This window comes from Streptomyces marokkonensis (assembly GCF_008312835.1).
Classification (GTDB): Bacteria; Actinomycetota; Actinomycetes; order Streptomycetales; family Streptomycetaceae; genus Streptomyces; species Streptomyces marokkonensis_A.
The window spans coordinates 1-20936 of record NZ_VSKS01000013.1; the positions used below are offsets into that span (position 1 = coordinate 1).

15 protein-coding genes are annotated in these 20936 nt (G+C 70.1%); 10 read left to right on the forward strand and 5 right to left on the reverse strand.

Going from position 1 to position 20936, the window contains the following annotated elements:
- A partial coding sequence (locus F1615_RS36875) for a beta-ketoacyl synthase N-terminal-like domain-containing protein (protein ID WP_280118901.1) occupies positions 1-492 on the reverse strand: 492 nt, incomplete at its 3' end.
- Between the two features lie 158 nt (positions 493-650).
- Positions 651-1445, reverse strand: a complete 795-nt coding sequence (locus F1615_RS22170; protein ID WP_149550790.1) for a helix-turn-helix transcriptional regulator — start codon at positions 1443-1445, stop codon at positions 651-653.
- Positions 1446-2168: 723 nt separating this feature from the next.
- On the opposite strand from F1615_RS22170, the gene F1615_RS22175 reads away from it, so the two are divergent.
- The 4 genes from F1615_RS22175 to F1615_RS22190 all read left to right on the forward strand — a co-directional run bounded on the left by F1615_RS22175 (position 2169) and on the right by F1615_RS22190 (position 7045).
- On the forward strand, positions 2169-4454 hold the full coding sequence (locus F1615_RS22175) for an AfsR/SARP family transcriptional regulator (protein ID WP_149550791.1): 2286 nt from the start codon (positions 2169-2171) through the stop codon (positions 4452-4454).
- 169 nt (positions 4455-4623) lie between these two features.
- On the forward strand, positions 4624-5400 hold the full coding sequence (locus tag F1615_RS22180; RefSeq protein WP_149550792.1) for a thioesterase II family protein: 777 nt from the start codon (positions 4624-4626) through the stop codon (positions 5398-5400).
- Between the two features lie 191 nt (positions 5401-5591).
- Entirely contained in the window at positions 5592-6845 is a 1254-nt protein-coding gene (locus tag F1615_RS22185) for an AMP-binding protein (RefSeq protein WP_167533818.1), read from the forward strand.
- Positions 6842-7045, forward strand: coding sequence for an acyl-CoA carboxylase subunit epsilon (locus tag F1615_RS22190; protein ID WP_149550794.1), 204 nt, complete (start codon positions 6842-6844; stop codon positions 7043-7045). Before F1615_RS22185 ends, F1615_RS22190 begins: the two co-directional genes overlap by 4 nt.
- A 30-nt stretch (positions 7046-7075) precedes the next feature.
- Here the strand turns inward: F1615_RS22190 and F1615_RS22195 are convergent, their stop codons facing one another.
- Positions 7076-8035: an oxidoreductase gene (locus F1615_RS22195; RefSeq protein ID WP_149550795.1), complete on the reverse strand. Its 960-nt coding sequence runs from the start codon at positions 8033-8035 to the stop codon at positions 7076-7078.
- 408 nt (positions 8036-8443) lie between these two features.
- Here F1615_RS22195 and F1615_RS22200 point away from each other — a divergent pair, with 408 nt between their 5' ends.
- Entirely contained in the window at positions 8444-9613 is a 1170-nt protein-coding gene (locus tag F1615_RS22200) for a hypothetical protein (RefSeq protein ID WP_149550796.1), read from the forward strand.
- Positions 9614-9708: 95 nt separating this feature from the next.
- Here the strand turns inward: F1615_RS22200 and F1615_RS22205 are convergent, their stop codons facing one another.
- Both F1615_RS22205 and F1615_RS22210 read right to left on the reverse strand, forming a co-directional pair.
- A complete protein-coding gene (locus tag F1615_RS22205) occupies positions 9709-10455 on the reverse strand; it encodes a helix-turn-helix domain-containing protein (protein WP_149550797.1) in 747 nt (248 codons plus the stop codon).
- A 209-nt stretch (positions 10456-10664) separates the two neighbouring features.
- Positions 10665-10928 (reverse strand): DUF5988 family protein, encoded by a 264-nt coding sequence (locus F1615_RS22210; protein ID WP_149550798.1) that lies wholly within the window; start codon positions 10926-10928, stop codon positions 10665-10667.
- 560 nt (positions 10929-11488) lie between these two features.
- Here F1615_RS22210 and F1615_RS22215 point away from each other — a divergent pair.
- From F1615_RS22215 to F1615_RS22235, 5 genes are all read left to right on the forward strand, one after another.
- Positions 11489-13453, forward strand: a complete 1965-nt coding sequence (locus F1615_RS22215; protein WP_149550799.1) for an AfsR/SARP family transcriptional regulator — start codon at positions 11489-11491, stop codon at positions 13451-13453.
- Between the two features lie 142 nt (positions 13454-13595).
- Positions 13596-14918 carry an NAD(P)/FAD-dependent oxidoreductase gene (locus tag F1615_RS22220; RefSeq protein WP_149550800.1) on the forward strand — a complete coding sequence of 441 codons (1323 nt, stop codon included), beginning with the start codon at positions 13596-13598 and terminating at the stop codon, positions 14916-14918.
- Positions 14919-14982: 64 nt separating this feature from the next.
- Entirely contained in the window at positions 14983-16278 is a 1296-nt protein-coding gene (locus F1615_RS22225; RefSeq protein WP_149550801.1) for a cation:proton antiporter, read from the forward strand.
- The gene (locus F1615_RS22230; RefSeq protein WP_167533820.1) at positions 16265-19078 is read left to right on the forward strand and encodes a helix-turn-helix transcriptional regulator; all 2814 of its coding nucleotides are present in this window, start codon (positions 16265-16267) and stop codon (positions 19076-19078) included. The genes F1615_RS22225 and F1615_RS22230 overlap by 14 nt, the downstream gene beginning before the upstream one ends.
- 42 nt (positions 19079-19120) lie before the next feature.
- On the forward strand, positions 19121-20770 hold the full coding sequence (locus F1615_RS22235) for an NAD(P)/FAD-dependent oxidoreductase (RefSeq protein ID WP_149550803.1): 1650 nt from the start codon (positions 19121-19123) through the stop codon (positions 20768-20770).
- Positions 20771-20936 lie beyond the last annotated feature (166 nt).

Below are 20936 nucleotides of genomic sequence, written 5' to 3' on the forward strand. Positions count from 1 at the left end.
TAGCCGCTGCTGGGGGTCCATCGCTTTGGCTTCGCGGGGGGAGATGTTGAAGAACGCGGCGTCGAAGGCACCCGCGTCGTGGAGGAACCCCCCGTAGCGCGTAGCCGACGTGCCAGGCCGGCCGCCACGAGGCTCTTGGGCGTCCCCTGGGCTCCCGGACTCGTCCGTGCTCCGGTCCTCGGTTCCGTGACCGTCCCCGTCCTGGTTCCCGGCACTGTCGTCGGCCCACGTGCCGTATGTGTCGAACAGCGACTCCAGGTCCCAGCCGCGGTCCGTGGGGAAGTCGCCGATCGCGTCCCGGCCCTGAGAGACCAGCTCCCACAGTTTGTCGGGGGAGACGGCGCCCCCCGGGAAGCGGCACCCCATTCCGACGACGGCGATCGGCTCGTGCGAGGCCTCCTCGGCTTCTCGCAACTGGATCCGTGCCTCATGGAGTTCGCCACTCACCCGCTTGAGGAAATAGCGAAGCTTCTCCGGGTCCTCTGCCCCCACGACCTTCTCCTCCGCGCCGGTGTCGATTCCCGTATCACGGCAGACGGAGGCAGACGTAACCCGTAGTCCCCCGTCAGCACAGCAAGACTGCTTCGGCCAGTGATGACATGTCACCGCCGAGATTGCTCACTGGGGCGGGGGACAGCGGCCGGCTCGTGCTACGCCGCGCGGCCCGGTGTGCGGTCGAGCGGGTCCAGGCCCTCGAGCGCCGAAAGGATGGGAGGGCGGCTCCAGGTGAACGGGCGTAGCGTCAGATTCACATGGAGGTCGGTGTTCTGGCCGAAGCGCAGTGGCCCCACCATGTCCACCAGCAACTGTGGTTCGTCAGGGGCGGCATCGATGGCTGCGGTGTGGGAGTGAGCCACGGCGTGCAGGTACCAGACGCCGGACGGCAGCTCGGGCAGGAAGTACCGGCCTGGGGCGCTGACCTCCGCGGTGGTGACGGGATGACCCTGCACGATGGGGCTGTCGAAGACGCCGAGCCGGACGGAGTCGAGGGGATGTTCCTCGGCGACGATCGTGCCGTGGACCGTGTTCGCCGCGGCCTGATGAGCTGACGTGATCGGAGCCACGGCACGCGACGGCGCCGCGGGCTTGTGGCCGTCGGCTGCTTCCGGCCCGCTCGTACAGCGTTCGTAGGCCAGGTACCGGTACTTGGTGGGGGAGACGCCCACGGATTCGCTGAACCGGCGGGAGAACGTTCCGGTGCTGCTGTACCCCACGCGCGCGGAGATGTCGGCGACGTTGAGGGACGTATCGCGCAGCAGGCGTTTGGCCTCGTGGAGACGGACGGCGCTGAGGAAGCGGCCCGGCGTCACGCCGGTGACCTTGCTGAACACGCGTAGAAAGTAGAATTTGCTGACCATGGCGGAGCGCGCTAAGTCGTCCAGTGTCAGCGGTTCGTGAAAACGATGGTGCATGGTGGCTATCGACCGCTGGACCAGGTGTTCCATCGTTGTCTCCGGTATGGGGAGGCTTACGGGTGGGGAACCTGCCGCTCGGCGCGGGTGCGTGGAAGCGCCGGAGGACAGGCCACTCAGGGGATGGGTCGGCTCGCGAGAATCAGGTGAAGCGCTCAGGGGTCACGAGAACCGGAGATCCGTGGGAGGCCGAAGCCGGGCGCCGTACGGCACCGCAGATGACATGGGATCCGTACGTGCGCAAGTTCGCCTCATTTGCCCTTTGTCCACGTGAAAGTGCGGAGTACGACTGACTGCGCCTGTGGGGCCCGGGGTGCTGAGCATCCTGGCGTGCGCAGTTGCGCTGAGCGAAGGCGGCGGACCGCGGTGCGCCGGAGGATCCGCCGAAATGAATGGTTGCGTCGGTGACCTGTCTGACACCTGATCGTGCAGGGCCTGCTGTTGCTCTGTCTTCTTCGTCCTTGCTGACTAGCGGAGTGGCAGCTTCCGTGACGTGGGTGCGTTCGAGGGCACGTATCCACCGGAGGACCGACCCCGACGGCCTCGGCGGGCTCCGGTCGGGGTGCCTCGTCGCGGCCGGACGGGCGCAGCTTCGCCGGTCTCCTCGGCTGAGCAACCTGGGCGATGACGCCGGACGTGTCCGGGTGCACCGTAGATACCCGTACGGCCTTGGGGTATGACGAGTCCGGCGTGGCCCTGGAGCGTCCTCTCCAGATGAGCGCGAGGGACATGCAGGTCCGGTGAAGGGGGGCAGGGATGAACGGCGGTGTCGGCGACGGGGAGTCCGTACGACTGGAACTGCTCGGGACGGTCCGGGCCTGGCGGCACGGGCACAGAGTGGTGGTGGGGCCTCCGAAGCAACGGGCCGTTCTGGCGTTCCTGGCGAGCCGCGTCAACGAAGCCGTGAGCATGGAGGAGATAGCCGACGCGGTATGGGGCAGCGAGCCGCCGAGGACCGTGGGAAGCGCGGTGCACACGTACGTGGCGGGGCTGCGCCGCGCCCTGGGACTCCCGCGGGAGAGCACGGCGGGTGGTCCTGCGCTGGTGTCGACCGGTGGAGGCTACGCGCTCCTGATGAACCCGGCGAACGTGGACGCGCGAAGCTTTGAGCACCGCGTGGCGGAGGCACGCAGGCTCTTCGCCCACGGTGAGCGCAGGGCGGCGTTCGACCTTCTCGAACTGGCCCTTGGCCTGTGGCGGGCCGAGGCGTACACCGCCGTCCCGGGGCCCTTCGCGGTCGTGGAGCGCATGCGGTTGCAGGAGCTGCGATTCGCCGCCGTCGAGGAGTGGGCCGTCGAGATGCTGACGGAGGGCCGGCACGCGGAGACAACCGTACTGCTCGGTGACCTGGTCGTGAAGGCGCCGCTGCGCGAGCGGCTGAGGGCCCTGCTGATGACGGCTCTCCAGGGCTGCGGGCGGCGTGCCCACGCGTTGGCCGTCTACCGCGAGACCCGTGAGCTGCTCCACGCCGAGCTGGGCGTCGAACCCGGTCCGGACCTGCGTGCGCTGCACGAACGGATTCTCGCCGACCAGCCCGTGACGTTCGCACGGGACGCCCACGGGCGGTCGGTCATCGGTGCGGGGCGCACGGACGGAGCCGACGAGGCCAAGGGTGCCGGCGGGCGCGGCGTGCCCGGTGGGCCCGGGACCGGAACGAGCGGGTGCGACGGCCCGGGTGGCGGCCCGGTGCCGGGCGGTGTGGTGGACGCCGGCGTCCGGGGCAGGAGTGCGGGCGCCGGTGGCGGCCCCGGCACCGGCGAGGTGGCCGGCGCACACCCGGCGGCCCTCGCCCCGGCCCAGGTTCCGCGCCTGGCCCCCACCCCATCGGTCAGGTCCACCCGGGTCCGACCGCGCCCGGCGCAGCTTCCGCCCACCGTCCGCGGATTCATCGGCCGGGCCGCGCAGCAGCGTCGTTTGCGATCCTTCGTCGACGAGGCCGGCGCCCATCCCGCGACAATGCCCGCCATCGCCCTGATCGACGGGGCACCCGGAGTCGGCAAAAGTGCCCTGGCGCTGCAGATCGCCTACGAGACCGCGGATCGGTTCCCGGACGGGCAGCTCTTCGTCGACCTGTGCGGCAGCAGCCTCAGGCGTTCGCAGGTCGGCGCCGGGGAGGCCCTGGGGCTCGTTCTGCGCAGCCTCGGCGTTGCCGAGGCTCGGCTGCCCGCCACCGTGGACGGGCGCGCGCGCCTGTACCGCAGCCTGCTCAGAGGCAAGCGGACCCTGCTCTTCCTCGACGACGCCCACGACACCGACAGCCTGGCCCCCCTGTTGTCCGGGGGCCCGGCATGCGTCCTGGTCACCAGTCGCTGGTCTCAGCTCGGCAGCCTGCCGTCGCCGCGCACGGAGCGGATCGAGCTGAGGCCCCTGACGCCCCAGCAGTCGGTGAGGCTGCTCGCCCACCTGGCCGGTCCGCAACGCCTCTCGGGAGCACGACGTGAGTCCTTCCGCCTCGCTCTGCTCTGCGGCTACCTGCCGCTGCCGCTGCGGATGGCGGCCGGAGCCCTGGTCGAGGACCCCGGTCTCTCCCCGGAAAAGCTCGCCGACGACATCGAGAACGGGCGTCGTGAGCAGCTGACCGTAGTCGGTGACACCGCCGCAAGCCTGCGGATGAGCTTCAGGAGGTCCTACCGTGCCATGCCACCCGAGGCCGCGCACATGTTCCGGCTTCTCGGGCTGCAGCAGGACAGCGAGATCACGGTGTCCATGGCGGCCGCACTCGCGGGCATCACCAGGGAGGGCGCGAGTCGCCGGCTCGACATGCTCGCGGCCGGTCACCTCCTGGAGCGGACGGGGCCGGACCGGTACCGGTTCCCCGACCTGCTGCGGCTCTACGCAGCCGAACGCGCGGACGAGGAGCCGCTGCGCGGTCGCATGGACGCGTTGTCCAGGCTCCTCGCCCAGGGCGGCACGGCGGAAGCTTCCGCCGATGCCTCGCTCCGGCGTGCGGCACCCTGCCGGGAAACCCTGATGCGCGCCCGGTACGGGGCGCTCGGTTGCAGACAGCAGACGGCGGTGTCGGGCGCCGGCCGTTGCCGTTGAGACCGGGGCCCCAGGGCGTCGGAGGGGTGGGCAAGCGCATCGGGCAACGACGGAGATGCGCGGGCCTCCGCGCGCACAGGAGAGTGTGGTGAGCGTGCGGCATCCCGTGCCGTGCCACCCGCACGACGAGAACGGGGAAGCCGATGAACGGGGCAGTCGAATGGCTGAGATGACGACGACGGCCGACGCGTGGGTCCGGCGGTTCCACCCCTCGCGCGGCCCCCGGTGGCGCCTCGCGTGCTTTGCGCACGCGGGTGGCGCTGCCAGCACCTACCACCGGCTGTCCGCACGCCTCGCACCGGCCGTTGAAGTGCTTTCCATGCAGTACCCGGGCCGCCACGACCGGCGCACCGAGCCCTTCCTCACCGACGTGCGAAGCATGGCCGACCAGGCCCACCGGGCGCTGCGGTCCTGGACAGGGCCACAGAAACGGCCGCTGGCGCTGTTCGGTCACAGCATGGGCGCGACCGTCGCCTTCGAGGTGGCGCTGCGCATGGAGGCCGAAGGGATGTTCCCGGCGCACCTGTTCGTGTCCGGTCGGCGGGCCCCGTCGACGTACCGCGACGAACGGGTCCGTCTCAGGGACGACGACGGCCTGGTGGACGAAATCATCGAACTGGGGGGCACCCGTCCCGAGATCCTCGCCGACGAGGCGCTGCGCCAGATGATCCTGCCTGCCGTACGCAACGACTACACGGCGATCGAGACGTACCGTTGCCCTCCCGGCGCGGTCCTGCGGCACACCTCGGTCACCGCGCTGGTCGGCGCCGGCGATCCCAAGGCCACGCTCCACGAGGTGAGCACCTGGGCCGGCCACACCCGGGCGGCCTTCGAGATGCGTGTCTTCGAGGGCAGCGGCCACTTCTACCTCGACGACCGTGAGGACGAGGTGGTGGACCTGGTGACGAAGGCGCTGCGGACCCTTCCGGCGGCTTCCCCGAGCTGAGGTGGTGAGCCGCCCCGGTGGAGCCCGCACCGCCGGGGTGATCGTACGGGTGGACGACGGATTCGGGTCCGTGCCCTGCCAGGCCGCTCGGTGAGCGCGTCCACAAGATGCTCGACGGAGAGCGAGACCAGCACGCCTCTGCTGGCCGTCGGCCCCTGACCAGCTTCCCCGCAGTTCCCCTGGAGGGCTCGGTGTACGCAGGAACAACGGCCTCGTCCGGCACGGCACGAACCGCCTTCGCACCAGCGGCCCCGGTGGTACGGCCGGCATCCGCTCTCCCCTCGGACGGGGACGTCACCCTGGACGGCCTCTTCTCCAGGTCCGCGGGGCGCAGGGCCGGCGGGACCGCCGTCGAGGACGGCAGCCGCAGCATCACGTACGAGGCGGCCGCGAAGCGGTCCGACCGTCTCGCGACGGCGATCCTGCGCTCCGGTGTGCAGCTCGGCGATCCCGTCCTCGTGCACTGTACGGATCATGTGCAGTCGCTGGTCGCGCAGTTGGCGGTGCTGAAGGCCGGGGGCGTCTGCGTTCCCGTGCCCGGCGGTGCGGGGGCGGGCGCGCGTGCGCGGACGGCGGCCGTCAGCGGGGCCGAACTGGTGCTGTGCAGCGGTGCCACCCGGGCCCACTGGCGCAGTCCCGCGGTGGTCCTGGACGACGAGCGGACGTGGGCCAGGATCACGCCGCTGCGCGTCGACCGCTCGCTGCCCAGGTCGAGTCCGACGGACGCCGCGTACCTGATCGTCGAGCAGGACCCGGCTGGACCGCCGACCGGCCACCTCATCGATCACCGGGCCTGGGTGCTGGCCCTGACGGACCGCGCCCGCAGGGCGGGGCGCGCGGACCGGGGAGTTCTCTGCCCTGCTGAACCGGGGAGCCCCGACACGCTCACCTCGATGTGGTGGTCGGTCGCGGCGGGCGGCACCCTGCACGGCAGACAGGCCGTCGGCGGCTCCGGCCTGGACATGTCGGGCCGGGCCGGGACAGCCGTGTTCACTCCGAAGACGTACGCCGCGGTCCTGGCCGCGACCCCGCAGCCGCAGGTACGGGGGCCGGGCACAGTGGTCCTCGTCGGTGAGCCGTGTCCCCCGGGACTGGTGGACCGGCACTTCGCACTGCTGCCCCGCTCCAGACTGCTGGCCGAGTTCTCCCCGCTGGACGGTGCGCTGCCCTGGACGGCGGTCGAGTACGTGCCGGCCGTCGGCAACCGTCCCGGCGGCCGCGTCGTGGGGGACGCCTCGCCCCGGGTTCGGATCACCATCCGTGACAGCGAGGGGCGCGTGCTTCCGGTGGGCAGTACCGGCGAGATCTGGGCGTCGGGTGCGGCCCTGCCCTTCGACCGGCTGGGCGCGCCCGGTGGGGGTGCACCCCCCGGAACCCCGTGGGCGGTGTCGGGCTACACGGGCCACTGGAACGACGACAGGCTGCTCGAGGTGAGCGGCCTGTGAGGGCGCGCGGGACCGCCCCGGGCATCCGTGTGGAGAAGGGCCGTCCGGAGCCCGAGGAACTCGTGGCCGTCACCGTGGTCCTGCTGGCCCGCATCGAGGCGGTGTCGGCCCGCCGGGTGACCCGGGAGCCGCTCGTGGCGCACTGGCACCGCTCGGGCGGCTTCCGGGCCTTCCGCGCACCGCACAGCTGGCAGAGCTGACGCGGAGGCCACGGCCTGCCTGGGTGCCCGTCAACCGGACTGGGCGCCCGGATTGTCGTAACGCACTCCGGTGAGCCGCTCCGAGAGGTCCCACAGCGCGACAGCGGTGGCCTCGTCGTACACCGTGCGGCGGCCGTGGCGGACCGTCGTCGCGCCCCGGATCTGCAGTGGGCCTCTCGGGGCGACGTACGAACCGCCCGGCAGATCCGGCACCGTGGCCGCGTAGAGCGAGGGCCGCGCGCCCTCGGCGACGGGCTTGGCGACCAGACCGACCAGGCGGGGGACCAGGGCCCGCCACAGCGTGCCGTACCGGGTGGACTTGGTGATCACACCGGTGTCCGTCAGGCCCGGGACGGCGATCATGCTGCGCAGCGGCAGGCCCTGGGCGACGGCCCAGCGGTGAAGCTGCGCGGAGAAGTAGACGTTGGCGCGCTTCGACTGGGCATAGGCGGAGCCGGGGCGGTACCGCCGCTCCGCGTTGAGGTTGGCCAGGTCGAAGGAGGCGGTGAGCTGACTCTCGCTGCTCACCGTCACCACGCGTGGCGCGGCGGCACGCAGCAGGTGGGGCAGGAGCCGGCCGGTGAGCGCGTAGGTGCCCAGGTGGTTGACGCCGAACTGTGCCTCGAAACCGTCCACGGTCCGGGTCAGCGGCGGCATCACGATCCCCGCGTTGTTGACGAGCAGATCGAGCCGGTCGTGGTCCCAGCCGTCCGCGAAGGCCCGGACGGACCGGAGGTCGGCGAGATCGACGAGGCGCAACTCGGCCCGGGCGTGGGGCACCTCGCGGCGCAGCCGGCCGAGCGCGGCCTCGCCGCGTTCTCTGTCCCTGCAGGCGAGGACCGTGTGGGCGCCGTGGCGGGCCAGCTCGCGGGCTGTCACGTAACCGATGCCCGCGTTGGCCCCCGTGACCACGGCCACCCGCCCGGTCTGGTCCGTGATCTGCTCCTCCGTCCAGGGCGGGGCGGACGGTGCGGAAGTGGAACTGGACATACCGAGTACTCTCCCGTCGGTCCGGTCGCGTGTGCCGTGCTTGTCCCGTCCGTCGGGCGAAAGGCGGTGAGGACGTGAGGGACTGTAGCGCGTGGCGCAACCAACTCGGGTCGCAGAAAAGTCTGTTGAGCAAGCTCGAAGAAGACACGAAGCAGGGCCGCGCAGAATACTCGAAGAAGCCGGAAGGCTCAGTCGCGCCTTTTCGGCATTTCCCGGCGGAAGACGCATGGAGGACGCATGGGCGTGATCGGTGAACACGCGGTGGTGATGGGCGCTTCCATGGGAGGCCTGGCGGCCGCCAGGACACTGGCGGCGCGATTTCGCCGTGTCACGGTCATCGATCGCGACACTCTTCCGGACCGTCCGGAGAATCGCCGAGCCGTCCCGCACGGAGGTCATGCGCACGCCTTGCTGATCAGCGGTCGCATTGCGCTCGACAGGCTTTTCCCGGGACTCACCGACGAACTCGTCGAGGGCGGCGCGGTCCTCTTCGACCCCGGCCACGACCTGCTCTTCCACCAGATGGGCTCATTGCGTGCCCGATTCGCCAGCGGCCGCTGCGGCGTCAGCCTCACCCGCGCATACCTGGAACACAGTGTCCGGGCCCGGGTGCGGGCACTGGACAACGTGACCATCCGGGACCGGACCCAGGTGTGCGGCCACCTGGCCGGCGGCGGACGGATCACGGGCGTCGAACTGGACGGTGGTGAGCGGCTCTGGGCGGACTTCGTCGTCGACGCCACGGGGCGTGGCGGCGGGGGGCCGACCCGGTCCATGGAACGCTTCGGCTACCCACTGCCCGAGATCGACACCGTGAAGATCAACGTCGGCTACACGACCCTGATGCTCAAGCGCAGACCCGGAGACCTGCCGGGCAACGGGCTGCTGTACCTGATGAGCGCCGTGCCGCCGCACGACAAGCGGGCCGCTGCCGCGTTCGCCGTCGAGGGAGACCGGTGGATGGTCACCCTCGGCGGCTGGCACCGCGCCCACGCGCCGGTGGACCGTGCGGGGTTCGAGGAGTTCGCGGCCGGGCTCGAAGCCCCCGAGATGGCGGAACTGCTCGCCAGGGCCGAGCCCCTGGACGACAAGGACGCCCGCAAGTTCACGTATCCGGCGGCCAGGCGGCGCCGCTACGAGCGGCTGCGTACGGTCCCCGCGGGTCATGTGGCGCTCGGCGACGCGATCTGCAGCTTCAACCCGCTCTACGGTCAGGGCATGACCGTCGCCGTACTCGAGGCGATCGAACTGGGACGCCACCTCGACCGGTTCGGGGCGGCGTCCGCGCCGATGGCACGCTCCTTCTACCGTGCCGCGAGCAAGATCATCGATACGCCCTGGCAGATGGCGACGGGCAGCGATTTCATCTTCCCGGAGACCGAGGGAATCCGCCCGCTCGGCAACGGACTGCTCAATTCCTACATCCGGCAGGTGGTGCTCGCCAGTCACGTGTCGCAGGACGCCCACCGGGTCCTGCTCGACGTGCAGCACCTGCTGGCACCCCCGGCCTCCGTGATGCGGCCGGCCACGATCCTGCGCGCGCTGCGGCACGCGCGGCGGTCACCCGCACGCGTGTAGGCCGGTGGCCGAAACATCCGTATCCCGGCGACGTACGGTCCACGACCACCCCGTCGCAGTGGCGGAGGGCGTCCGGCCGTACTCGCGCGCAGCGGTCAGGACGCGTAGAGGTCGGGAAGCGAGAAGGCGAGCGGGCACCGCTCGCTGTCCGCCACGCGTACCCGCCGGGACGGCTCCAGGACCACCTCCACCTGGACCACCGCTCCGGGTGCGACGACGACGGGGCCGACCGACCCGGCGACCACACAGCCGCCGCCCTGTCTGGACGTCAGGGACACCGCCTCGATGAACCACCGGCCCTCGGGCACGTACGGGATGGTCCACAGGTCCGACGATCGCTCCACGCGGTAGCAGCGGGCCGGCCGGTCGCCGGACGAGACGGCGTGGAAGGCTGCGACGAACACCGAGGCGTGATCGAGGCCGTCGTCCCGGCGCAGCCGGCCCTGAATGGCACCGTAGGCGTAGGAGGTGTCGACGCATCCGCCGGCGAAATCCACGGCGTCCGGACCCAGTTGGGTCATTCTGCGGTACTGGCCGGGCGAAACCCCGAACGTCTTGGTGAAGCGCGTGGTGAAGGAGCCGACGCTGGCGTAACCGACGCCCAGCGAGATGTCGGCGATACTCACGTCGGTCCGCAGCAGCCGGCGCTTGGCTTCCTCGAGCCGGACCGCGGTGAGGAAACGTGCCGGAGGAAGTCCGGTCTGTTCGCGGAACAGCCTCGCCATATGGAATGGGGTCAGTCGCGCCATCATTCCCAGATCGCTCAGGGAAAGCGGCTCCTCATACCTTTCCCGTATTCCCTCGACGACCTGCTCTATTTCGACCCTCATTGATTCCCCCATGATGTGCGCAGAGATGTGAAACCTCGATGGTCGCAGGTCACTGATCTATAAACGCCAGCCAGTAGGCAAGCAGGGTGGTGCAGGGGTGTCAAGGGATTTGTGCCCCCGGGCGCGCCCTGCCTCCGGCTCGTGTCCTTGCCGTCACCGGTCCCGGAGCGGCCCGGTCGGGGGGATGGGGCATCCGGCTGTCTGCGGCCGCTGCGCTGGTGTCATTCCGCGATCTTCGTGCACGTGGTCCACTGGAAGATCACGGGGGAGGTGCGGTCGGGGTCCACGGCGCCGGGGGCGCGTTCGAAGTGCTCGTAGCCGTTGAGGTGCCTCAGTTTCACTTTCTCGTCCAGGTTGCCGTCGATGGTGACCGGCAGGCGCACCGTGCGGGCTTCCTCCGCAATATCCGCGGGTCCGCCGACGAGTACCGCTTCAATGGTGCTTTCGGTCCGGTCGGTCGCGTGCGAAGCGGGCGATGGGGTCACTGGCTGCTCCCTGCTGGGCGCTAATGGGGTGGGTGCCCATCGATGATGGCTCCACTTCGCGCGGCCTGAATACCCTTATCTTGTTCCCTCGACCCCTACTGAGGGGGTGATCGCTCGGGTATTTGATAGGGGGTATGGGGATCCAGGCGCTTCGGTTAGTCTCGCGTGGGTAGGGAAAACCGCACGTCCAGGGGCAGGCGGAGGGGAGGGTCGTCAGTGGTTCGTTCACGGCTTGCTCCGCGGAGGGAGCGTGTCGATGAGTGATGGCTGAAAAGGGATGCCGGCTGGCTGAGAACCCATTGCGCGCCGCGTCAACGACAACCGTCGACGCTGTCGCACAGGCCCCGCGAAACGGTTGGCCGCAGGCCGCGGCGCCGGAGGCGCCGCCGGGGCACGGCGGCGGTCGATTCCGCGCCGTGCGGGCTCGCGGCGCAAAGTCCGCGCGGTACGGCTCGTATCCCTGACGATTTCGCTCCTTACGTAAGCTCAAGCGGTGTGGGACCGGGGCGGGCAGCCGGCACGGCCGTGCCCCGAGGTTGTCGGACAGACGGGGGAACTGTATGCGGCTGCAACTGTTGGGTCCGGTCAGAGCATGGCGAAGGGGGATCGAGTTACCCCTCGGTCCGCCCAAGCAACGCGGAGTCCTCGGACTTCTGGCGAGCCGAGCGGGGGATGTCGTCCACATCGAGGAGATCATCGACGCCGTGTGGGGCAGTGCCGTTCCGCGCACGGCCGTCAACGGCGTCCACACCTACGTGGCCGGCCTGCGCCGGGCCATCGAGCCGGGGCGTGGCAGCAGGGAGTCCGGCGGGGCGCTCGTCTCCTCGGGCGGCGGCTATTCACTGCGCCTGCCGCTGGAGCAGATAGACGCTCACGTCTTCGCCCACCTCCACGCGACCGCCCGTCGCCTGCGGGCCGGCGGCGACGTCCGCGGCGCACTGGGGGTCCTTGAGCGCGCGCTGCCGCTCTGGCACGGCGAGGCCTTCGCCAACATTCCCGGCCCCTTCGCCGCCATGGAACGCACCCGGCTGCAGGAGCTGCGCCTCGTCGCCACCGAGGAGTGGGCGGAGGGCCTGCTCGCCCTCGGACGGCATGTCGAGGTCGTGGTCATGCTCACCGACCTGGTCGCCAAGGAACCGCTGCGCGAGAAGCTGCGCTGGCTGCTGATGGTGGCGCTCTACCGCAGCGGACGCCGTGCCGAAGCGCTGACGCTCTACCACGAGACCCAGGAACTGCTCCGCAACGAACTCGGTATCGAACCGGGGCCCGAACTGCGGACCCTGCACGAGCAGATGCTCGGTGGCCGCCTCGACACCACGACTGCGGCGCTCCATGCCCCGGGGCCTCCCGCGGAGGCCGGGGAACTCCCGGCGGACCGGTGGACGCCGCTACGGCCGGCTCAGCTTCCGCCGCTCACCCGCGGGTTCCTCGGCCGCGGTGCGGAGCGGGCCCGGCTCAGTAGGCTGGTGGCAGACGACGGCGCACGTCACCGCACCACCGTGGCGCTGATCACCGGCGCGCCCGGCGTCGGCAAGAGCGCCCTCGCGCTGCACGTGGCCAGTGACCTCGCGGACGACTTCCCGGACGGCCAGCTCTTCCTCGATCTCTGCGGTACCAGTCCCGAGCGTGCCCCGTTGTCGGCGAGGGAGGCGCTTGCACAGCTGCTGCGCAGCCTCGCCGTGGACGAGTCGGCCATACCGGACGACCTGCCGGGCCGCACGGCACTCTACCGCAGCCTGCTGTACGGCAAACGGGTGCTGTTCGTCCTCGACGACGCCTACGACGCCGATCAGTTGCGCCCCCTCATCCCGCAGGGACCCGCCTGCGTCCTGATCACCAGCCGCTGGCGGCACAGCGGCCTGGTGGCTCGCGACGGCGCCTACCGGGTGGAGCTCGCGCCGCTGTCCCCGGAGGAGTCCGTGGACCTGCTGGCCTACCTCGCGCCGTCCCGCTGCGTTCGTGAGGAACCAGAGACGGTCGAGCGCATCACGCGGCTGTGCGGGCATCTCCCGCTCGCCCTGCGGGTGGTGGCCGAGGCGCTCACGACGCGCCCGGGTACGACGCTCTCCCAGCTGGCACAGGCTCTGGACGAGGGCGCCATGGAGTGGCTCGACGTGGTGCGCGACGCCGCAGCGAGCCTGCGCACAGCCTTCAGCCGTTCGTACCGGGCGCTGCCCGCCGACGTCGCGCAGATGTTCCGCATCCTCGGCCTCTACGACGGCACATTGATCACGGAAGACGTCGCCGCCACGCTGGCCGGCTGCGGCCGCGTCAGGGCACGCCGGCTCCTGGACAGCCTCGCCGAGGCGCACTTGCTGGTGGAGCTGGGGGAAGGACTCTTCCGTTTCCACGAGCTGATCGGCGTCTACGCCGCCGAATGCGCGGAACGGGACGAACCGGCACCATCCGTCGACGCCGCTCTCGCCCGTTCCCTGCAGGCGTACGGCAAGGGGCGGCGGCCCCTGCGCCCGAAGGTTCAATATTCATTCAGAGCACACCACTTGGCAGGGCATGACATGAGCTGACCCACGCCCAGTAGTCGTCCAGAGGCTATCCAGAACCTCTGCAGAACCCGCGTCGCAGACTGACCGTGCACATCGGCACCAGATGGAGAACGATGCCCGCGTCCTGCGGGCCGACCCGGGTCGACAAAGGGAAGGTCTACGCATGTCATCCACTCTCTACGGGATTCCGGAACACTTCGACGTCATCGTCATCGGTGGCGGGCCCGCGGGGGCGACCACGGCCGGGCTCCTCGCCCAGCGCGGTCGCTCCGTCCTCGTACTCGATCGCGAGAGGTTTCCGCGCTACCACGTCGGAGAGTCGCTCATACCGGCATTCATGCGCCCCATGCAGGAGCTCGGTCTGCCGGAGCGGATGGACGCCAGGGGCTTCGAGCGCAAGTACGGCGGTTCGCTGGTATGGGGCAACAAGCAGGTGCCCTGGCAGTTCTCCTTCATCAAGGGCGGCGCACACGCCTACGCCTACCACACCCGCCGGGCCGACCTGGACTCGCTGATCCTGGACCGTGCCCGCGAACTCGGCGCCTACATCATCGAGGACGCGACGGTGAAGGAGCCGCTGCAGAACTCGGAGGGCAGGGTCACCGGCATCCGTTTCGCGGTCCGTGGTGAGGAGGACATGAAGGAGGCCACCGCCGGCCTCGTCATCGACGCCTCAGGCCAGGCCCGGGTGCTCAGCCGCCGCTTCACCGACCTGCGCTGGCACGACGAACTGCGCAACGTCGCCATCTGGACGTACTTCGACAACTGCGAGCGGCTGCCCGGCGACGAGTACACGAACATCCTCATCGAGGGCCTTGACGACGGCTGGTTCTGGGCGATCCCGATCGACAAGGGCACGATCAGCGTCGGCTACGTGACGCGGTCCTCCACGGTCGGCGAGTCCGACAAGTCGCTCCAGGAGCACTTCGAGGCGGAGGTCGCCAAGTCCACCAAGCTGAAGAAGATGCTGGCGCCCGGCCGTCGCTCCGCCGGCTTCCGCACGGCGCGTGACTGGTCGTACCACAGCGACCGCTTCCATGGCGACGGCTGGGTCCTCGTCGGGGACGCCGCGGCCTTCGTCGACCCGCTGTTCTCCACGGGAGTCGCCCTGGCCACGCTGGCCGGCAGCGTGCTGTCCAAGATCGTCGACAAGATCATCGAGTACCCGGAGATCGAGGAGAAGGCCCTCGACCGCTACGCGACCGCGTACTCCGGCTTCTTCGACGAGATCCGGGAGTTCGTCGAACGGTTCTACGACCGCAGCAAGTACAAGGAGTTCTACTACAGCCTGGCCCAGGAGATGATCGACCCGGACAAGGAGAGGGAGCCCTCGGCGGACTTCGTCACGCTCATCTCCGGCCTGAGCGGGCGGCACCCGATGTTCAACATCAGCCTCGACGACCTGGTACCGGGTGGCGTGGGGGAGGCCGGGGCGGAAGCGGGCGCCCCCACGGAGCGTGCCGAGAGTACCGAAGCGGCGTCGTGAGCAAGGGGCCCAGCAGCAGCCGCCCGCTTCGTATCTCACGACGTGATTGAGGTCTGTTCCCTCCATGAGTAGTCAGCAAGTCACCTTGTTGTTCGTGGATGTCGCGCTCATTCTGATGCTGGCCCGCAGCCTCGGCGCGCTGGCCTTCCGTATCGGTCAGCCGCCCGTCGTGGGTGAGATTCTCGGCGGCATCCTGCTCGGCCCCACCCTGTTCGGTACGTTCCTCTCCGACCATCTCTTCACCGCCGATGTACGTCCCCTGCTGACCGCTCTCGCCGACATCGGTGTCGTGCTCTTCATGTTCGTCATCGGTCTGGAACTCGAACACCGTGCGCTGCGCGGCCGCACCAGAGTCAGTGCGGGCGCGGCTCTCGGCTCCACGCTGGTGCCGTTCGGGCTGGGCGTCGGCCTGGGCCTCTATCTGCTGCGTGCTCACGACACCGATCAGCGGGCGGCATTCGTGGTCTTCATCGGCCTGGCCGTGTCGGTGACGGCGTTCCCGGTCCTGGCCCGCATCCTCGCCGACCGTGGTCTGTCCCGAACCGCGGTCGGGGGTCTGGCCCTGACCGCGGCGGCGCTGGTCGACGTGGTCGCCTGGACCGCGCTGGCCGCCGTGCAGGCCGTGGTCGGCGGCGCCGACGACTACTGGCGGGCCGCGTTGCTGCTGCCGTTCACCGGGCTCCTGCTCCTGCTCCGGCCGCTCATGCGGCGGCTGTTCGTCACGCCGAGCGGCAAGCCGAAACAGTTCACCGCCAACCTCCTCGTCATCGTGCTGATCGGTGCGCTGCTCTCCGCCGCGGCCACCGAGGCCATGGGCATGCACTACATCTTCGGCGCCTTTCTCTTCGGTGCCGCCCTGCCACGTGACAGGACCAGCTCGCTGCGGAACGACCTGTGCGAACGAACCGGGCAGATCACCTCGTTGCTCCTGCCCGTGTACTTCGTGGTGGCCGGCCTCAAGGTGGATCTGCGCGGCCTCGGCGCCGACGGGCTCGTCCAGCTCGGCGCCATCGTCCTGGTCGCGGTCGGCGGCAAGTTCGCGGGCACCTACGCCGGCGCCCGCTCCCAGGGGCTGCCGGCGCGGGGGTCGGCCACCCTTGCCGCCCTGATGAACACGCGCGGGCTCACCGAGCTGGTCATCCTCGGCGTGGGACTGCAACTCGGGCTCCTGAACGCGGAGCTGTACTCACTCATGGTCCTCATGGCTCTCGTGACCACGGCCATGACCGGGCCACTGCTCTCCTTGATCGACCGCCGCGGGGGTGCCGCCCCCCAGCGGGCCGGTCCCGTCACCCACGACAACGACGTCATGGGTGATGGTGTTGGCACGGGTGGAAGGGGTGATCATGCGGCTCGTTGAACGTGACGTCGAACTCGCCGCCCTGAGAGACATGCTCCGGCGCGCGGCGCGCGGTCACGGCGGGGTCACCGTCATCAGTGGCGGCATCGGCAGCGGCAAGACCGAACTCCTGGACGCGGCCCGCGAACTGGCGACGGAATCCGGTTTCCTGGCGCTGCGGGCCACCGGGTCCTGGGCCGAGCGGCACTCGCCGGGCAGTGTCCTCGGGCAGCTGCCGCGGTACGCCGGTGCGCTCGCCGACGGGAGCGACGTGCTCGCCCGGGCCCTGCGACGCGTCGGCTCCATGCGTTCGGACGCCGACGGCGGAGCCTTCGAGCGGTGGCCGCTCGACCCCGCGACCACGGCGGCGCTGTACCAGTTCTCCACGGAGCTGGTGCGCATCTCCGAGCAGGCACCCGTCCTGCTGTGCGTGGACGACATCCAGTTCGCGGACGCCCTGTCCCTGCACTGGATCCTGCAGTTCGTGCGGGTTCTGCGCACCTCGTCCATCGCGCTGGTGGTCGCCGAGTGCACCCTGTCCGACTCGGTCCACCCCCATCTGCACGCCGAGCTGCTGCGCCATCCGAACTACCGGCGTCTGAATCCGGGCAACCTCTCACCCGATGGTGTCACCGAGGTGCTCGCCCATCACACGGACGCCGCCAGGGCGGCGGCGCTCGGCGCGGCGTGCCATCGGGTGAGCGGAGGAAACCCACTGCTCGTGCGGGCCCTTGTGGAGGACCAGCGGCACAGCACCACCCTGTCCGGCGCCGCGCCCGAGCTCGTCGTCGGCGACGGCTACGCCGACACCGTCCTGAGCTGTCTGCACCGTGGCCGCGCGCCCGCGCTGCAGCTGGCACAGGTACTCGCCGTCCTGGACGAGCCGGACCCCGGGACGCAGCTCCCCGCCCACCTCCTGGAACAGGAGGAAGCGGTCGTCGAGCAGTGCGCGACGGCGCTGGAGGAGGCGGGGCTGATCGCGGACGGCCGGCTGCGCCACCCCGTGGCCCGCGCCGCGGCGCTGCGCAACCTCTCCGTACACGCCCGCCGCGACCTGCATCGAAGGGCCGCGCACGTCCTGTACAAGGACGGTGCGAGTGCTGTCCGGATCGCCCCTCACCTCCTCGGTGCCGAGCACGACCTGGAGAGCTGGGCTCCCTCCATACTCCGGGAGGCCGCCGAGCGCTACCTCGCGGGCAACCGGCCCGCGGACGCGCGTGCCTGCCTCGACGCGGCGCTCACCGCCAGCCCGGACGACGGCGAACGCGTCGCGCTCAAGGCACAGCTGGCCGGTACGGCATGGGTGCTCAACCCCTCGATCAGCGCCAGGCACCTGGATGATCTGGCCGCAGCGCTGCGCGACGGACGGCTTCCCGACCGGCACGCCCTCATGCTGGCCAAGCACCTGCTGTGGCACGGCCGTTTCGAAGAGGCCGTCGAGGCCATCGAGCGGATGGGGGAGCGCGGCGACCCCGACCCGTCGAACGCCGCCGAGATCCGGGCCACCCGCGAACTCCTCTCCTCCACGTACCCCCCGCTGGTTCACTCCGCCGTGCTCGCAGTACCGTCCGCCTCGGGCCCCGCACCGGCCCGAGGAGCGGACGACGACGCGCGGATCCGGGCTGCCGCGGCCCTCACCCAGGTGCTCAGCTGCGGCCCCAGCGCCGCAGCCGCCGACGACGCGGAAGCGGCCATGCGTGTGCTGCGGCTCGGCAAGAACACCCAGGAATGGATCATGTGCGCGGTTGCCGCACTGCAGTTCGCTGACCGCTTCGACGCGGCCGCCAGCTGGTGCGATCACTGGCTCGCCGAGGCCCGCGCCCGCAACGTGCCGTTGTGGGAGGCCGAGTTCTCCTCCATGCGGGCGGGGATCCTGCTGCGCCAGGGCGACCCGGAGACCGCACGCCGGCTGTCCGAGGCCGCGCTGGCGAAGGTGTCCGCCAAGAGCTGGGGGGTGTGCCTCGGGGGGCCACTGGCCAACCTCGTACAGGCGGCCACCGAGACGGGTGACTTCGCGGCTGCCCAGGAGTATCTGGACGTTCCGGTGCTCGACGGCATGTTCTCCACGAGGTTCGGCCTGTACTTCCTGCACGCCCGCGGCCGCTACCACTTGGAGACCGGCCGCCCCTATGCCGCGCTCGACGACTTCTCGGCCTGCGCCGAGCTGATGCGCGGCTGGGGCTTCGACCAGCCCGCGCTGGTGCCCTGGCGCTCGGAGTCGGCGCGTGCCCATCTCGCCCTGGGTGACCGCGACCGGGCTCATCGCCTGGTCCGCGAAGAACTCTCGCTGCTCGGCCCGGACCGGACCCGCGCGCGTGGCATCACTCTGCGGGTCCTGGCCGCCACCGGGGACCCCACGGACCGGGTCGGGTGGCTCACCAGAGCTGCCGAGATCCTGCAGGGGAGCGGCGACCGGCTGCAGGCGGCCGGTGCCCTCGCCGACCTGGGCCGCGCCCACCGTGAGACGGGTCGCCCCTCACGGGCCCGGCCCGCCCTGGAGATGGCCGCCCGGCTCGCCGAGCAGTGCGGCGCGAAACCCCTCGCCGTCACCGTGGCCGCCGAACTGGCGCAGATCGGCCGACGCGGCGTGCGAACCACGGGTGACTCCGCCGAGCGTGCGGCCGCCGTCGGCCGGCTCAGCGGCGCCGAACGACGGGTGGCCGCGCTCGCCGCGCACGGCCACACCAACAGGGAGATCGCCGAACGACTCTGCATCACCGTCAGCACCGTGGAACAGCATCTCACCCGGGTCTTCCGCAAGATCGGCGTGCGAGCGCGCCGGGAACTCCCCGCGGAAATCGTCTTCGACATGGCCGATTAAAGACACACGCGCACGCGATTCCGAAAGTGAGGGAGACTACGTATGACCGCTTCGAACACGAGCGCCGAACAGTACGACGTGGCAATCCTGGGCAGTGGTATGGCCGGTGGAATGCTGGGAGCGGTCCTGGCGCGCAACGGCGTGAAAGTCCTGCTGCTCGACGCCGGGACACACCCGCGCTTCGCGGTGGGAGAGTCCACGATCCCCTACACGTCGGGAATGACCCGGCTCATCGCCGACCGGTACGACGTGCCGGAGCTGAAACCGCTCGCCAGCCACAAAGGCATCAGTTCGCAGGTGTCCAGGTACTGCGGGCAGAAGCAGAACTTCGGCTTCGTCTATCACGAAGAGGGGAAGCTGCAGGATCCCGGTAAGATCAACCAGTTGGTTGTTCCGTCCGCGATCCGCACCGAGACACATCTGTTCCGCCAGGACATCGACTCGTATCTGTTCAACGTCGCCGTGAAGTACGGGGCGCATCCGCGCCTTGCCACCCGCATCGCCGATGTCGAGATCGATCCGGAAAAGGGTGCGCTGCTGCGTACCGAGCGCGGCGAGGAGTTCCGCGCGAGCTATGTCGTCGACGGCAGCGGTTTCCGCTCGCCGCTCGCCGAGAAGTTCTCCCTGCGCGAGGCGCCGACCCGGGCGAGGACCCACTCCCGCACGCTGTTCACCCACATGATCGGCGTCAAGCCGTTCGACAAGGCGCCGGCGGCCAGGAAGCACGACCAGCCCAACCCATGGCACCACGGCACCCTGCACCACGTCTTCGACGGCGGCTGGCTGTGGGTCATTCCGTTCGACAACCACGCGGAGTCGATCAACCCGTTGTGCAGCGTTGGTCTGACGCTCGACCCGCGGGTGTTCCCCAAGGACGAGACACCCGGTCAGCAGGAGTTCGACGCGTTCCTCGCGCGGTTCCCGGAGGTCGCCTGGCAGTTCAAGAACGCCAGGGCGGTACGCCCCTGGGTGTCCACCGGACGCCTCCAGTACTCCGCCAAGCAGGTCGTCGGCGAGCGCTTCTGCCTGACGTCGCACGCCGCCGGGTTCATCGACGCGCTGTACTCGCGCGGTCTGACCAACACCCTGGAACTCGTCAACGCCCTGGGCTGGCGGCTCATCGCGGCCTCACGGGACGGTGACTGGTCGCAGGAACGGTTCGACTACCTGGAGACGCTCCAGCAGGGACTCTTCGACTTCCATGACGACCTCGTCTACAGCTCCTTCGTGGGGTTCCGGGACTACGAACTGTGGAACGCGGTCAACCGCACCTGGATGCTCGGCACCATGCTCGGCAATGTGATGCTGGAGGATGCCTATTACCGCTACACGCGCTCGGGTGACGAGAAGATCTTCCTGGAACTCGAGAACAGCGCAAGGCCCGGATCTCCGCTCCCGGTCAGTGACGGATTCAACAGGATGGGCGTCCTCACGCGAGAACTGTGCGAGTCCGTCGAAGCGGGATCGACCACACCGACCGCCGCCGCCGCCCGGATTCTCGAACATATCCGGCAAGCGGACTTCATCGCTCCGTCGTTCAGGTTCGGTGAGCGCGACACCCGGTGTTTCAATATGTCCCCGGGCAAGATGGCGACCAATGCCGTGTGGTGTCGCAGGCAGGCCCCTCCGGAGATCGGCCCGAGGATGATCAACGCGAGCAAGGGCCTGGTGCGGATGCGGCTGCGCGGCTGACTGCGTCCCGCGCACCACCCCATACCCGGGACGGAAAACCCCTACCGAATCGGTAGGGGTTTTCCGCTTGCACGGCAGGAAAATGAGGGGTGTCCCGGCCGTTCCCGATCAACGTACGCTGCCGATACCTCTCGGGATTCTTTCCACGCCGAGTGCGTCGCAGTGC